The sequence below is a fragment of the Fredinandcohnia onubensis genome (assembly GCF_002734285.1).
Lineage (GTDB): Bacteria > Bacillota > Bacilli > Bacillales > Bacillaceae_L > Ferdinandcohnia > Ferdinandcohnia onubensis_A.
Map to the genome: position 1 here is coordinate 1 of NZ_NSEA01000029.1, position 14,804 is coordinate 14,804.

Here is a 14,804-nt window from a genome sequence, read left to right on the forward strand (position 1 = left end):
GTGTCCGTTTTTTAGTCTAACATCACCAATGTCCGATATAATCGAAACTTTGTCCGATATCCAAAAACCTGATTAGATAGTCTGCCTTCCGGAAGAACCGGAAGGCTTTTAACTAGGACAAAAATAGGTTATGTCCGATAAAAAGTGGCGAATGTCCGATATATTCCGATTTATGTCTGATAAAACTGGATCAATGTCCGATATCCTGGCACCAATGTCCGAAATAATCGAAATCTTGTCCGATATCCAAAAACCTAATTAGATAGTCTGCCTTCCGGATGAACCGGAAGGCTTTTAAAATTGCCAAAAATAGTGTTATGTCCGATAAAAAGTGGTGAATGTCCGATATAATCAGGGTTATGTCCGATAAAACTGGATCATTGTCCGATATCCCGGCAACAATGTCCGATATAATTAAAATTTTGTCCGATATCCAAAAAACTGCTTAGATAGTCTGTCTTCCGGATGAACCGGAAGGCTTTTAAAATTGCCAAAAATAGTGTTGTGTCCGATAAAAAGTGGCGAATGTCCGATATAATCAGAGTTGTGTCCGATAAAACTGGATCAATGTCCGATATCCCGGCGCCAATGTCCGAAATAATCAAAACTTTGTCCGATACCCATAACCTTCTCCATCTTCCAAGTAAAATATTTTATAAAAAAACTGCAGGAAAGACGAAAATAATGTCGAATACCCAATAAAAGTGAAAGGAGTAGATGTATTTGATAAGAAAAGTTCGTACAGTTCCAATTATTATTTTAATTCTTGAAGCACTATTGCGGAGAATCCCGCCAGATCATCCTAAAAGACCACAAATTCAAGTCGAGTTAGTCAAAAGAAAGAAGGGGTACCGAGGAGAACTTTCGTTAAATTATTATTTGGACCTCATCGACACACCCGAATTCCTCATTTTGCACGATATTAGGCTCACAGACGGCAAAAGCTTCTTCCAAATCGACACTCTCATGATTACCCCAAATTTTTTTCTAATCCTAGAAGTCAAAAATATAGCAGGGACCCTTTATTTTGAAGATGAATCTAATCAAATGATTCGAACCTTTAACAATGAAGAAGAAGGAATGGCCAATCCAATGTTACAAGCGCTCCGACATTCACGCCAATTTAAAAACTGGCTCACCCAACGGAAGTTACCACTCTTGCCAATCCAACATTTAGTCATCATTAGTGACCCAAAAACAATCATAAAAGCGTCAAGACCAAGTATTTTCACAAAAGTAATGCACAATGCAAATCTCCCATTTACATTTGAAAAATTTCAAAATAGACATACGAAGGAAATTTTGACGATGAAGGAAATGAAGAAAATAGCGGGGACCATTGAAAGAAACCATACCCCTAAAAAGACTGACCCATTGGTAAAGTTTTCTATCTCTCAAACTGAAATTATAAGAGGGGTACATTGTCCGAAATGTTCCGCTGTTCCGATTGAAAGAAAAAGAGGATATTGGTATTGTGTTAATTGTTGTGCGAAATCCCAAGATGCGTATTTTCAAGCGCTCCAGGACTATACCCTACTCATAAAACCAGCGTTTACGAACGAGGAAATACGAGATTTTTTACAAATCCCTTCAAGTAAATTTGTATTTCGATTATTAAAATCTATGGATCTCGAGTTTGCAGGAGAGAAAAAAGGAAGAATGTACCGCTTCCCCCAATTCCAATATTTACACACCACCACCTGAATCCTATCCCATCAAATATTAACTGCCATGAAATGAAAATGTAATAAAATTGAGTCGTATTTTGACGAAAAATGATGTTATAATGAAAAAAGTAATGAATTTATCCTCATTTTGGCTTATAATTTCAAGTTGCATAGTTCATTAGAAGCATAAGTATGTCTATAGGGACATAAGCGCTTACATTTAATATAAATAGATTACTAGAGATGAATAATATAATCCCCACTGAGAACGGTGGGGTTCTTACTTCCTGTTAACGAAGGATAAAAAAAACGATGATAGGTGATTCGTAATGATAGAAATGAAAGACGTTTTTAAAAAGTATCCGAATGGTGTAATGGCCGTTAATGGAATAAATGTAAAAATCGATCAAGGTGAGTTCGTGTATGTCGTTGGTCCGAGTGGTGCGGGGAAGTCGACGTTCATAAAAATGATGTATCGTGAAGAGAAGCCGACAAAAGGTTCAATCGTCATAAACGGAATGGATCTTGCTAAATTAAAAGAGAAAAAGGTTCCCCTTTTACGTAGAAATATCGGCGTAGTGTTCCAAGATTTCAAGCTGTTACCACGCCTATCGGTTTATGAAAACGTGGCGTTCGCACTTGAAGTTATTGAAGAAAATCCGAAGAATATCAAAAAACGTGTAATGGACGTGCTTGACCTTGTTCGTCTTAAGCACAAAGCACGACATTTACCAGATGAGTTATCAGGTGGGGAACAGCAGCGTGTGTCGATTGCACGCTCGATCGTAAATTCTCCAGGTGCGCTTATTGCGGACGAGCCCACTGGTAACCTTGACCCTGAGACATCTTGGGAAATTATGAACATTTTTGAAGAAATCAATTTCCGTGGGACGACCATTGTGATGGCGACTCACAACCGTGAAATTGTTAATACGATTAAAAAGCGTGTAATTGCCATTGAAGGTGGAAAAATTGCGCGTGACGAGGTAAGGGGTGATTACGGTTATGAAGCTTAATACACTCCGCCGTCATTTACGTGAAAGTACAAAAAACTTAGGGCGAAACGGATGGATGACATTTGCATCTGTCAGCGCCGTTACTGTTACACTACTCCTAGTTGGTGTATTTTTAGTCATCATGATGAATCTTAACAGCATGGCGACATCACTTGAAAAAGACGTTCGTATTAGTGTTCACACCGAATTAACGTCAACAAAAGAACAGCAGGAAGCCTTGAAAGCAGAAATTGTAAAAATTCCTGAGGTTGAATCTGTCACCTTCTCATCAAAGGATCAAGAGTTAGAAAAAATGATTGATAGCTTTGGAGAAGATGGAAAAGTTTTTGCTTTATACGAACAAAGTAACCCACTTCATGATGTGTTTGTCGTAGAAACGAAGAAACCACAAGCAATTATGGCGGTTGCTGAAAAAGTTGAAAAAATGGAGAATGTTTACAGTGTGAACTATGGAAAAGGAAAAGTTGAAAAGATTTTCAGTACAGTCGGTGTTTCACGAAACATTGGAATTGGGCTGATCATCGGTCTCCTTTTCACAGCGATGTTCTTAATTTCAAATACAATTAAAATCACAATCTTTGCGAGAAGAAGAGAAATTGAGATTATGAAGCTAGTAGGAGCAACCAACTGGTTTATTCGTTGGCCATTTTTCCTAGAAGGATTATTCCTTGGAATTCTTGGCTCTTTAATTCCAATTGGAATTATCCTAGGATTCTATAATTTCTTATATGATTTGATTCAACCACAATTAAACGGAACATTCCTAGAGCTATTGCCTTTCAATCCATTTGCTTTCCAAGTAACGGCACTCTTGCTGGTAATTGGTGCATTCATTGGGGTTTGGGGAAGCTTAATGTCTGTTCGCAAGTTCCTAAAAGTATAAGAAAAAAAGCGCATCTGCAAAGGTGCGCTTTTTCGTGCTTAGCTTTAATAATAGAATGGGAAAGGGTAGAAGAATGGAAATACGAAAACGTTATATGGGAAGCGACGACGACGGAAACGGCGAAAACGTCTGCGGCCATAGCCACCATAACCACCGTATCCTCCGAAGCCTCCATAGCCACCAAACTGGCGATCCATTTCTGTATCTTCCACTTCTTCAGGTACCAGCATTGTTACACCGTCATCATCCATGTCCTCAATGATTCCTTCCATTTGAGAACCATCGCTCATTTGTCCGATGACATAGTAATTTTGCAGTTTGTGGCATGTGCCTTTGATGTCCTGACCGTGTTGTGGCATTTGCATACCACCATATGGATTGTAGTGCATATGATCCCTCCTTTGCATCATTAGGATATTCACCTAATGATTGTTTCGTTACGAACTTTTTAGAGGAATGTTAGGAACCTGTCATTTACAAAAGAAAAAAGCTCGATCACGAAATCGAGCTTAGCTTACATAACGGGTTTTGTTTTTCTTCAATTTCATTCCACACGCGCAGCTTGTACTGTGTTTGAGGATTTTGATTTCCGTTTTACATATTGGACAGATTGTTTTAGGCATGTTAAAAGTCACCTTCTTTGTTTTGACATGAGTTACAGAGTCCGTACACTTCCATCGGTGCGAGTAATTTTTAATTTGGGGTTGATTGCGGGAATAGAATAGGTATCCACAGCAAGCGGATACCTATCGTATGTGAGAATAAAATGAAATGTTCTTTGCTTATTACTTCGCTACTAATTCACCAGGAACCTCTAAGCCAAGGCCTTCTGCGATACGTGTTCCGTATTCAGGGTCTGCTTTGTAGAAGTGGCTAATTTGACGAATCTTGATTTCTTCTAATTCAACAGGCTTCATGGCTGCCACAATTGTGTCAACAAGACGAGTGCGTTCTTCTTCAGTCATTAAGCGGTAAAGGTCACCAGCTTGTGTGTAATGGTCGTTATGATCATAAGCTACACTGTCTGCAATTCCTTCAACAGCAAATTCATGTTGCTTCGCTTCTGGTGCTTCTTTCGGTCCGCTAAAGCTATTAGGCTCGTAATATACGGAACTACCACCATTGTTATCAAAGCGCATTTGACCATCGCGTTGATAGTTGTTCACATCGACTCTTGCACGGTTGATTGGCAATGCTTGGTGGTTTGCTCCAACACGGTAACGATGTGCATCATGGTAAGCAAATAGACGACCTTGAAGCATTTTGTCAGGTGATACATCTACACCAGGTACTAACGTTCCAGGTGAGAATGTGGCTTGTTCAACTTCTGCAAAATAGTTTTCAGGGTTGCGGTTTAGTACCATGCGGCCCACTTCGATTAATGGATAGTCTTTTTGTGACCATACCTTTGTGACATCGAATGGATCGAAGCGGTATGTATTCGCATCCTCCAATGGCATGATTTGTACATAAAGCTTCCAAGCAGGGAAGTCACCTTTTTCAATTGCATTGAATAGATCCTCTGTATGATAATCTGGATTTTCTCCAGCAAGCTTAGTAGCTACTTCATTTGTTAGGCACTTAACGCCTTGCTCAGTACGGAAGTGGTACTTAATCCAAACGCCTTCACCTTCAGCGTTTGTCCATTTGAAGGTATGGCTTCCATAACCATGCATGTGACGCCATGTCGCAGGAATACCGCGATCACCCATTAACCAAGTAACTTGGTGAAGAGATTCAGGTGAATGAGACCAGAAATCCCATACGGCTGTAGGATTCTTCAAATGTGTTTGTGGATGACGTTTTTGTGTATGAATGAAGTCAGGGAACTTAATCGCATCACGGATGAAGAAAATCGGTGTGTTATTACCAACGATGTCGTAGTTTCCTTCCTCAGTATAAAACTTAACCGCGAAACCACGTGGGTCACGAGCTGTATCTGCAGAACCATTTTCCCCAGCAACCGTTGAAAAACGGATGAATAGAGGAGTTTGCTTGCCAATTCCGTTGAAAAGTTTGGCTTTCGTATATTTAGATACATCATTTGTTACTTCGAAATAACCGTGCGCACCGCTACCTTTCGCGTGAACAACACGTTCAGGAACACGTTCTCTATTGAAATGTGCTAATTTTTCAAGGAGGTGTACGTCCTGGATTAGTACCGGTCCTCTAGAACCAGCTGTGATTGAATTTTGGTTGTCCCCAACTGGAGCTCCCCAACTTGTAGTGAGTTTATTGTATGTCAACTTGATCACCTCGTATTAAATTTGAATACATTTATTATAATAACACCTATAAAATAAAAATCAATACCTTTTTATAATAATTATAATGTAGGATAAAATAGTCTCTTAGATTTAGTATTCAATCATGGTGATATGAACGTTATAGCACTCATAACTTACATGATACTAAACATTATTTCGAATTATTATTCGTGCATCTGACTCTACTAATTTTCAATTAAAGGCATTTTTTTGTGCGTACTTGAGAATTAAAATGGAATATAGCATTTTTTAATACATAGAAAATGATGTAAGGGAAATAATGACAATGAATTTTCGTTTAAGAGAGGAAGTGCAACATGAACGATGAAAAGCAGCATGGAAGTGTGGAAGGAGTAGGCGGACCACATGATAACCGCCTCGGAACTGGTGAGTCGGCTGATTCATTAACTAACAGGCAGGGACATCCAGTCACAGATAATCAAAATATCCGAACAGTCGGGAACCGAGGTCCTTCGACTCTAGAGAATTACGATTTTATTGAAAAAATGTCCCATTTTGACCGTGAGCGCGTTCCAGAACGTGTGGTTCATGCCAGGGGTGCTGGTGCACATGGGTATTTTGAGGCATATGGAAAAGTTGGCGACGAACCGGTTTCTAAGTACACTCGCGCGAAATTGTTCCAAGAAGCAGGTAAAAGGACTCCAGTTTTTGTGCGTTTCTCAACGGTCGCAGGTGCGATGGAGTCTCCAGAAACGGCAAGAGATCCCCGTGGTTTTGCAGTGAAATTTTATACAGAGGATGGGAACTGGGATTTAGTCGGAAACAACTTAAAAATCTTCTTTATCCGCGATGCAATGAAGTTTCCTGATATGATTCATGCGTTTAAGCCAGACCCAGTCTCAAATCTGTCAAACCCTGAAAGAATGTTTGACTTTTTATCGAAAACACCTGAAGCCACACATATGATAACATTCCTGTTTTCACCATGGGGAATTCCAGCAAACTACCGCCAAATGCAAGGTTCAGGAGTTAATACATACAAATGGGTAAATCAGGATGGCGAGGCCGTATTAGTGAAGTATCACTGGGAGCCACTGAAGCAAGGTATTAAAAACTTAACTCAAAAAGAAGCAAATGAAATCCAAGCGACAAATGTAAGTCATGCTACTCAGGATTTATATGAAGCAATCGAGCGTGGAGATTACCCAGAGTGGGAGTTTTGTGTGCAGATTATGACTGATGATTACCACTCTGAGCTAGATTTTGACCCACTCGATGATACAAAGCTCTGGCCGACAGATAAGTTCCCGTTTTTAAAGGTTGGAAAAATGGTGTTAAACAAGAATCCTGAGAATTATTTTAACGAGGTCGAGCAAGCTGCGTTTGGTACAGGGGTACTGGTGGATGGACTTGATTTTTCAGATGATAAGATGCTACAAGGAAGAACGTTCTCTTACTCAGATACGCAGCGACATCGTGTTGGAACGAACTATCTGCAACTTCCAATTAATGCGCCAAAAAAGCGGGTTGCAACCAATCAGCGTGGTGGGCAAATGTCTTATCATGTGGATGTACCTCCGAGCGGTAATCCGCACGTCAATTATGAACCGTCCACGATTGGCGGCCTGAAGGAAGCGAAGCAGGAGGGCAAAATTCATGAACCTCATTATAATGACAAGCTGGTTCGTGAAAAAATTGACCGCCCGAATGATTTCGGACAAGCAGGTGAGACATATCGTGCCTTTTCGGACGCAGAGAGGGATGAACTCATCAGCAATTTGGTCGATAACTTAAAAGTATGCCGACCAGAAATCCAAAACAAAATGCTAGAGTACTTCACCAATGCCGACGAGGACTACGGAAGACGTGTAAGAGAAGGCCTCGCAAAAGCAATGGACACAACCAATAATAGCTCCGCTGCTGCGAATGAGGCAGTAGAAAAATCTAAAAATATGGGACAAGAATCAGACGGGTATTAAACATAAAAGCATCGGTCCTTTGAGGGGACCGATGCTTTGTAAATTTACGGAGACCACAACTTATGGCTAATAAAAATAAAATACGGCTGATAGCCCAAAAATACGGCTAATAAAATGAAAATACGGCCGATAAAAAAGTTTTATGGACGTTAGCGAAAACGAACCAGTTTTCAACCGGAAAAACGCACCCAAGATACCTCTACAATTCCTTCACAAACGCAAAACTTTGCCGTTCATACCCCATTTTATCTTCATAAAAACGATGCGCATCTACACGCTGCAGTCCAGACGTCAATGCAACCAGCCCGCAGCCCAATTCACGACCAAGCTCATGTATATAAGAAAGTAGTGCTTCGCCATAGCCTTTTGAACGCACGGCCTCGTCTGTCACCAAATCATAGACATACATGTGATTTCCGTAATAGAGGTTGAGTTGTTGCGCAACCCCAGTAACTGCTGCGACTTTTCCGTCATCAATTAAAGCAAATAATCTATATCCTTGAGGTTGCATGTCCGTCACCAAAGCTATGAACTCCTCGAGGTCCAGATGTGTCCGTAATTGATTCATAACAGGAAACGCTAATTTCCATTCCTCAGCCGTCTTTAGTTCGCGAATTTCATATGCCACCACAACCACTCCTTCAAAAAAGATTTCTTCTATCTTACTGCACTATCCATTAAGTGACTACATTTTTCTTTACTTCATTCTAAAAAAACTTTTATAATGGTAAAGGAGCAAAAATTTTTACCAAATACACGTTGGGGCGTGGCCTCATTTTTGTCATAAAGTGTACAAGCATTACATATTTTTATACAAAGGCATCGCACTAACGCAGGTGTGGTGCCTTTTCCTGCAACTCTGACCGGATAGTCAAAAAGGGCCAGGCCCAAATGTCAAACAAGACTTTTTGACTATCATCATGAGTATGGGATGAATAAGAACATAAAAGCTACAAAAATTAACGGTATGCATTTGTATTCGTAACGGAGGAGGAACAAATAGGTGAGTCGTAAAGTTGTCGCATTATACATGGTACTATCCTTACTATTAGGAGCGAGTGCTACATTTTTAGTGGTTCAGTTACTTGATAACAACGAACAACCACTCGTTCAGCAACCAAGCCAAAACAATGATAATACGAAGGAAAACGAAAACGATCTATCTAAAATCGGTCAAGCATACAACATGATTTTATCTAATTATGTTGAAAAGGTGGATGAAAAACAATTAATTGAGGGTGCCATTCAGGGGATGGTCAGCACACTTGAGGACCCGTATTCTGCATATATGGATGAAGACACCGCTGCCCAGTTCAATGAGTCGCTGGAATCATCGTTTGAAGGTATTGGCGCAGAGGTAAGTATGATGGAAGGCAAGGTCACAATTGTCGCTCCATTTAAGGATTCACCGGCTGAAAAATCAGGTCTTAAGCCAAATGACCAAATCATCAAAATTGACGGCGAAAGCATCGAAGGTCTTGATCTATATGAAGCCGTTTTAAAAATTCGTGGTGAAAAAGGAACAGTTGTTACCCTAGAAGTCATGAGACCGGGAGTAACCGAACTTATGAATGTAAAAGTAACCCGTGATACCATTCCGATTGAAACAGTCTACACAGACTTGAAGGAATATGATAATAAAAAGCTTGGGTATATTGAAATCACATCATTTGCAAATGATACAGCAGAGGATTTCATTGTTGGACTTAATGAGCTAGAGGATAAGGGCATTGAGGGTCTGGTCATCGATGTTCGTGGCAATCCTGGTGGACTTTTAGAAAGTGTTGAAGAAATTCTAAAACAACTTGTTACAAAGGATAAGCCATATGTTCAAATCGAGAACAGAGATGGCGAAAAGCAGCGCTTCTTCTCCACTCTTGAAAAACAAAAGGAATACCCAATTGTCGTGCTCACAAATCAAGGTAGTGCTTCCGCATCTGAGATTTTAGCAGGTGCCTTAAAAGAAGCGGGTGGCTATGACATTGTTGGTGAAAAAACATTTGGTAAAGGAACCGTTCAGCAGGCGCGCGACATGGGCGACGGCAGTAACCTGAAGCTAACGATGTTTAAATGGTTAACACCAGATGGCAACTGGATTCACAAAAAAGGAATTGAGCCAACAGTGGAGGCAAAACAACCTGAATACTTCTATGCGAATCCAATTCAGTTTGAAAAAGAGCTTACGCAAAACATGAACAATGAAAAAATCAAAAACGCTCAAATCATGCTAAAGGGATTAGGATTCGACCCAGGACGTGAGGACGGCTACTTCAGTGGAGAAACCGTCATTGCCGTAAAAGCCTTCCAACAAGCAAATGATATAGAAGCAACTGGTACCATCAACGAAAAAACAGCCGGCGCAATCGAGGCTAAAGTCATCGAGTCCATCCGAGACGAAAAGAACGACCTACAACTCAAAAAAGCAATGGAAGTACTATTTAAATAAGAATTACGTACACCTCTCCCGGTCGGAGAGGTGTTTTTTTATACTATGGGGAACTAGGGGAAACAAGGGGACGGTTCTGGTGGTCCCTATTTTGACCTTGGCAATATTTCCGGGTCCTAATTTAAAGGCCCGGGAACTTCCATATCGGACACAATTTTGATTTTATCGGACAGAGTCAGCCGGATAACGGACATAGTCGTGGATTTATCGGACACAACTTTCAGGATATCGGACATAAATCACCATATATCGGACAAAGCCAATTTCCAGACCCTCAACCAGTAATATGCCTAACCATGGAGCAACCAGCCCTTTTTCCAAAAAAATCATCGTATTCTTTATGTCAAGTATTTGGTACAATAAAAGTTAGTAAATCGAACGAAAATTTTTACATATCAAGTCATATCCATAGGTGGTGAAAACATTGATTGAAGCATGGTTACTTGAATTTGCAAAGGGGATTGGACGCTTTTTCCTGAATCCAATGTTTTATTATTTTGCGGGATATTGTGTACTTTTAGGCTATTTCCGCGTTAAACGTGAGCGACGCGCTTTCCATATAAGAGTAGAAGATGGTTTTTATGACCTGAGATCGCTTCTTCCAGGCGGTTGGCTCGCGGGACTGCTTATATCAGTTGTAACGATTGCAGCCGGTGTCGTCATTCCACTTGGTAGCATCGTGTTAATTGCAATCGTCACATTACTACTCAGCCTACCGATTAGTACACGTCTACTATCTCCAGCTTATATTTTAGGGGTATCGTTTTTCGGAATTATTTTATTATCAAATCTATCTGTTGAAAATAAACTTATTGCGAGATTGCTAGATGACATGGGCAATACAAGTCTTGCGGCAATCGCGATTTTACTAGGTGCCCTAATACTTGCAGAAGGAATATTGATACTGAAAAAAGGTCATATTGGCACATCACCCGATCTTTTAAAAAGTAAACGTGGACTTCCGGTCGGCGTCCATATTTCACAACGACTATGGCTTGCACCCGTATTCTTACTTATTCCAGGTGAGGCACTCACCACTCAATATGAATGGTGGCCTGTGTTCAATATATCTGGACAAGCCTACTCGCTCATTTTAGTACCGTTTGGAATTGGATTTTATCATAAAGTAAAAAGCATGCTTCCAACCCAGAGTATCCCCGTTGTCGGAAAACGCGTGGTCATTCTAGGGGCTGTAATCTCAGGATTAGCGTTGGTGAGCATTTGGTACCCTGTTGCAGCCATTATTGCAGCCTGTTTCGCACTAGCGGGTCGGGAACTCATCTACCTGCAACACTATTTTAGCGATGAAGCGAGACAGTCCATCTTTTCACAACGAAATCAGGGTCTACTCGTATTGGGTATTATCCCACAATCGCCAGCTGACAAAATGCAGATTAAAATTGGTGAAACCATTTCAAAGGTGAACGGCATACACGTAAAAACCGTTCAGGAATTTTACATGGCTCTTCAAAAAAATCGCGCTTTATGCAAGGTTGATGTGTTAGATATTCACGGTGAGGTCAGATACGTCCAACGCGCTCTTTACGAAGGCGAGCATCATGAGTTAGGAATCCTTTTTGTTGAGGAAGGCAAAGGATGGAAGCATAAAGCGGTGTAAGTGTAAAATTTATCTAAAAAAGGAATCCAATCTATTGGGATTCCTTTTTTGCAATTTCCTAATTGTTCTACAGCAATTAAAAATCAGGAAGATTATTTAAGTTATTTTCTTTTACACCATCTGGTTCACTACGTAGAATATCCCTGCCATATTTATGGAAGACATCTACATGGGCAAGCATGCCGGCTTTTGCCTCGTTTAGAGCGGTTATATAATCCAATTCCCTACCGCTTTCTGTCTTAAAAGCAATCAGGTCGCCATCATCGTTTTTACGAACTGCTATGATCTTTTCCTTTGTAGAATCGGTTTCTCCAGCTTCTATACGAGCCTGTTCTTCACTTTGTTGCTTGTAGTCTTGATATATTTGATTAAAATCCTTTGTGTCCACTATAATCCCTCCCAAACATATGTACGCTTAGTATGTTCAGAGTATGAGTTTCTATGTACATGCTACTTCTTTTTCATTCTTCGACCATTCGACTTTCTATTTTTCATTATTTTGGTAGGAGGTTGCTTTCGTATCCATTTAATAAATCGAGAAAGCATTTCGTCTTCTCTTAGTTCACGTAAGGTAGTTAACCGAGTTGCAATCTCTTTATTTGTATATAATGCATGAATTTGTTTATGACAAGGGATACAAAGGTTTGCTGTGTCACCAAATGTACCTCCAAACTCTTTAGGGAGCAGATGGTGAATCGTTGTTTCAACTTCACTACGTCCACAGAGCTCACATTTACCCACAAACATTCCTCCAAGTTTTGGACTTAACGTTTTTTAACTTTCTACTCTTTACAGGGATTTATTCGATAACCAGTAGTAGTCATTATGTTAATAAACTGCTGACGTGTCTTTGCCATCTCCTATCTTAAAGATAACACCCACTAAAACTTAGACAAAGCTAACACCTGAAAAACAACATAAATGCCAATCTTTAAGTGAACGCTAAGACTGGTGTAAATGAAATTTTTAGGAGGCTCACGAAAATGAAGGTTGTTGGTATATCTGGCTCACTGATTGGAGCCAAAACATCAAAAGCGGTCTATGAAGTATTGGCTGCTATTAAGTCACTTGATCCTAACGTTCAAATTGAATTACTAGACCTGAAGGATTTTGAGATTGAATTTGTGAATGGAAGCCCATTAAGCTATTACAATGATGATACAATTAAAGTAGTAAATAAAATGTTAGAGGCAGATATGCTTGTCTTTGGTTCACCGATTTATCAGGCGTCCATTTCAGGAGTTCTAAAAAATCTGTTAGACTTTTTCCCAGTCGATTCCTTCAAGAATAAAGTGACTGGAATTATTACAACAGGTGGTACGGAAAAACATTTTCTCGTCTCGGAGTTCCATTTAAAGCCTATTCTTTCCTACTTGAAAGGGACAGTACCGGTTCACCAAGTTTTCATACATAATGACAACTTCGATGACGACAATGAAATCACCAATCAGGGACTTAAAAAACGTATCCACCAATTGGCGGAAGAAATGCTCGCTCTCCAAAAAAGTATGAAAAAATAGATATCTTTCTAGAAAAGAGTGAACCTTTCACTTCCCTCATTAGTATAAGAAGTAAGAACAAAAAAAGAGGGAGTGCTAAAAATGACAACAATCATAGGGTGGGTTGTGAGTTCCGTTGTGGTTGCCATTCTTGGATCGGTTTTTGCAATAGTGATTGGTTCTTTGAATAAAAAGGTGGTTCGGGATCATAAGGGTGATATTGATTTTACGAAATCAAACATCTATTTTTATTGGTCTAGGTGGGATACAATTATTACAATTGCGGCTGTGTATACATTTTTATGTATTACCGGATTATTGATTTTCCTTTTACGAGGAGATACCATTGATAGTCCGTTCATCCAGTTTTTCATTCATCAGACGTTTGTCTTCAGTTTGATTACATTTTTGTGGTTCATTACAAAGCTGGCATATATTTATAAAGGAATAAAAAAGCGGTGGTCTGATGAGTTACAGTAGCGTTGAGGAGGCAATTCTTCAATTTCAACGAGGGGATAAGGAAGCATTAGAGGTCATTTACAAAATGTACAAAGCCCCTCTTTACCAGTTTATTTTTCGGTACACAAACAACGAGCAACTCAGCATCGACCTTGTTCAGGACACATTTGAAAAGCTACAGCGTAAATTTCATCAATTTGACCCGGGAAAAGGACAATTCAAAACCTATCTCTATCAGATTGCTTATAACACGATGATGACGAGGCTCAGGAGACAAAACTTATTTCGATCCTTGCTGCCGATTTTGGCAGAACGTCATCCACACCATGAAAACTCCGACGAAAAAATAACCGTACAAACTGCGATCCAATCGCTCCCTGAAGATTTACGTGCAATTGTGTTGCTGACCTACTACCATGATCTCACACAAAAAGAAATCTCCACGATCCTACACATCCCAGTCGGAACGGTAAAATCAAAGCTGCATCGTGCACTAAAAAAACTAAAAGTAGAATTAGAGGTGAATGAGGATTGAATAATGACCAATTTGGCAAAGAATTAAGAGAGAAACTCAATCAATACACGGTTGAGGTGCCCAATTTTCCAATGAAAAAATCAAGACTAAATCGAATCGCAAACTGGTTCTTTAATCCAGCCTCGATTCCGTTTCCAGAGGTAGGCTACAAAAAGAGCGCCTTTCTCTCAATCTCATGGCTACCTGTATTAATACTACCCTTAACATTCGTCCTGTTTATGATGTGAATGGGACACATGCGTTGGTGGGACACAGGGACAGGTTCCTCGTCCCAGTTTAATGGGCGGAACAAGGGACCAAGCTCCGCCCCACCATCAACCTATTTTTTATACACTTTCTTAAAAGTGTTGGATAAACAACATATCCAATTTACTGTTGGTGCCAAAATGTTCTCGCCCTTGCTAAACTAATTGTAGATACGAAAAAAACATTTCAATTTAGGAGGAGAAAGTCTGAAAAACTTCGTTTGACCAC

15 protein-coding genes are annotated in these 14,804 nt (G+C 39.9%); 10 read left to right on the forward strand and 5 right to left on the reverse strand.

Going from position 1 to position 14,804, the window contains the following annotated elements; genetic code table 11:
- Window positions 1-723: 723 nt before the first annotated feature.
- The 3 genes from CKJ95_RS21600 (at window position 724) to ftsX (ending at window position 3,566) form a co-directional block, all read left to right on the forward strand.
- Window positions 724-1,704 (forward strand): nuclease-related domain-containing protein, encoded by a 981-nt coding sequence (locus CKJ95_RS21600; RefSeq protein ID WP_180271645.1) that lies wholly within the window; start codon window positions 724-726, stop codon window positions 1,702-1,704.
- A 292-nt stretch (window positions 1,705-1,996) separates the two neighbouring features.
- Window positions 1,997-2,683 carry a cell division ATP-binding protein FtsE gene (ftsE, locus tag CKJ95_RS21605; RefSeq protein WP_099355536.1) on the forward strand — a complete coding sequence of 229 codons (687 nt, stop codon included), beginning with the start codon at window positions 1,997-1,999 and terminating at the stop codon, window positions 2,681-2,683.
- Complete coding sequence (ftsX, locus tag CKJ95_RS21610; RefSeq protein ID WP_099355537.1) at window positions 2,673-3,566, forward strand: permease-like cell division protein FtsX; 894 nt, start codon at window positions 2,673-2,675, stop codon at window positions 3,564-3,566. Before ftsE ends, ftsX begins: the two co-directional genes overlap by 11 nt.
- Window positions 3,567-3,610: 44 nt before the next feature.
- Here the strand turns inward: ftsX and CKJ95_RS21615 are convergent, their stop codons facing one another.
- Window positions 3,611-3,955 carry a hypothetical protein gene (locus CKJ95_RS21615; protein ID WP_099355538.1) on the reverse strand — a complete coding sequence of 115 codons (345 nt, stop codon included), beginning with the start codon at window positions 3,953-3,955 and terminating at the stop codon, window positions 3,611-3,613.
- Window positions 3,956-4,351: 396 nt separating this feature from the next.
- Window positions 4,352-5,812, reverse strand: coding sequence for a catalase KatA (katA, locus tag CKJ95_RS21620; RefSeq protein WP_099355539.1), 1,461 nt, complete (start codon window positions 5,810-5,812; stop codon window positions 4,352-4,354).
- 338 nt (window positions 5,813-6,150) lie between these two features.
- On the opposite strand from katA, the gene CKJ95_RS21625 reads away from it, so the two are divergent.
- The gene (locus CKJ95_RS21625; protein ID WP_099355540.1) at window positions 6,151-7,773 is read left to right on the forward strand and encodes a catalase; all 1,623 of its coding nucleotides are present in this window, start codon (window positions 6,151-6,153) and stop codon (window positions 7,771-7,773) included.
- 199 nt (window positions 7,774-7,972) lie between these two features.
- Here CKJ95_RS21625 and CKJ95_RS21630 read toward each other — a convergent pair whose 3' ends face one another.
- Entirely contained in the window at window positions 7,973-8,401 is a 429-nt protein-coding gene (locus CKJ95_RS21630; protein ID WP_257215891.1) for a GNAT family N-acetyltransferase, read from the reverse strand.
- 375 nt (window positions 8,402-8,776) lie between these two features.
- Here CKJ95_RS21630 and CKJ95_RS21635 point away from each other — a divergent pair, with 375 nt between their 5' ends.
- Complete coding sequence (locus CKJ95_RS21635) at window positions 8,777-10,219, forward strand: S41 family peptidase (protein ID WP_099355541.1); 1,443 nt, start codon at window positions 8,777-8,779, stop codon at window positions 10,217-10,219.
- A gap of 415 nt (window positions 10,220-10,634) precedes the next feature.
- Window positions 10,635-11,837 carry a PDZ domain-containing protein gene (locus CKJ95_RS21640; protein ID WP_257215893.1) on the forward strand — a complete coding sequence of 401 codons (1,203 nt, stop codon included), beginning with the start codon at window positions 10,635-10,637 and terminating at the stop codon, window positions 11,835-11,837.
- Window positions 11,838-11,913: 76 nt separating this feature from the next.
- On the opposite strand, the gene CKJ95_RS21645 is transcribed toward CKJ95_RS21640, so the two are convergent.
- Together CKJ95_RS21645 and CKJ95_RS21650 are read right to left on the reverse strand one after the other, a co-directional pair.
- On the reverse strand, window positions 11,914-12,225 hold the full coding sequence (locus CKJ95_RS21645; protein ID WP_099355543.1) for a DUF3892 domain-containing protein: 312 nt from the start codon (window positions 12,223-12,225) through the stop codon (window positions 11,914-11,916).
- Between the two features lie 62 nt (window positions 12,226-12,287).
- Window positions 12,288-12,578, reverse strand: a complete 291-nt coding sequence (locus CKJ95_RS21650) for an HNH endonuclease (protein WP_257215892.1) — start codon at window positions 12,576-12,578, stop codon at window positions 12,288-12,290.
- Between the two features lie 242 nt (window positions 12,579-12,820).
- Between CKJ95_RS21650 and CKJ95_RS21655 the strand changes: the two genes are divergently transcribed.
- From CKJ95_RS21655 to CKJ95_RS21670, 4 genes are all read left to right on the forward strand, one after another.
- The gene (locus CKJ95_RS21655) at window positions 12,821-13,357 is read left to right on the forward strand and encodes an NADPH-dependent FMN reductase (protein WP_099355545.1); all 537 of its coding nucleotides are present in this window, start codon (window positions 12,821-12,823) and stop codon (window positions 13,355-13,357) included.
- A gap of 81 nt (window positions 13,358-13,438) precedes the next feature.
- Entirely contained in the window at window positions 13,439-13,816 is a 378-nt protein-coding gene (locus CKJ95_RS21660) for a hypothetical protein (RefSeq protein WP_099355546.1), read from the forward strand.
- A complete protein-coding gene (locus CKJ95_RS21665; protein WP_099355547.1) occupies window positions 13,803-14,330 on the forward strand; it encodes an RNA polymerase sigma factor in 528 nt (175 codons plus the stop codon). Before CKJ95_RS21660 ends, CKJ95_RS21665 begins: the two co-directional genes overlap by 14 nt.
- Window positions 14,327-14,557 (forward strand): hypothetical protein, encoded by a 231-nt coding sequence (locus CKJ95_RS21670; RefSeq protein WP_099355548.1) that lies wholly within the window; start codon window positions 14,327-14,329, stop codon window positions 14,555-14,557. Before CKJ95_RS21665 ends, CKJ95_RS21670 begins: the two co-directional genes overlap by 4 nt.
- Window positions 14,558-14,804: the final 247 nt, after the last annotated feature.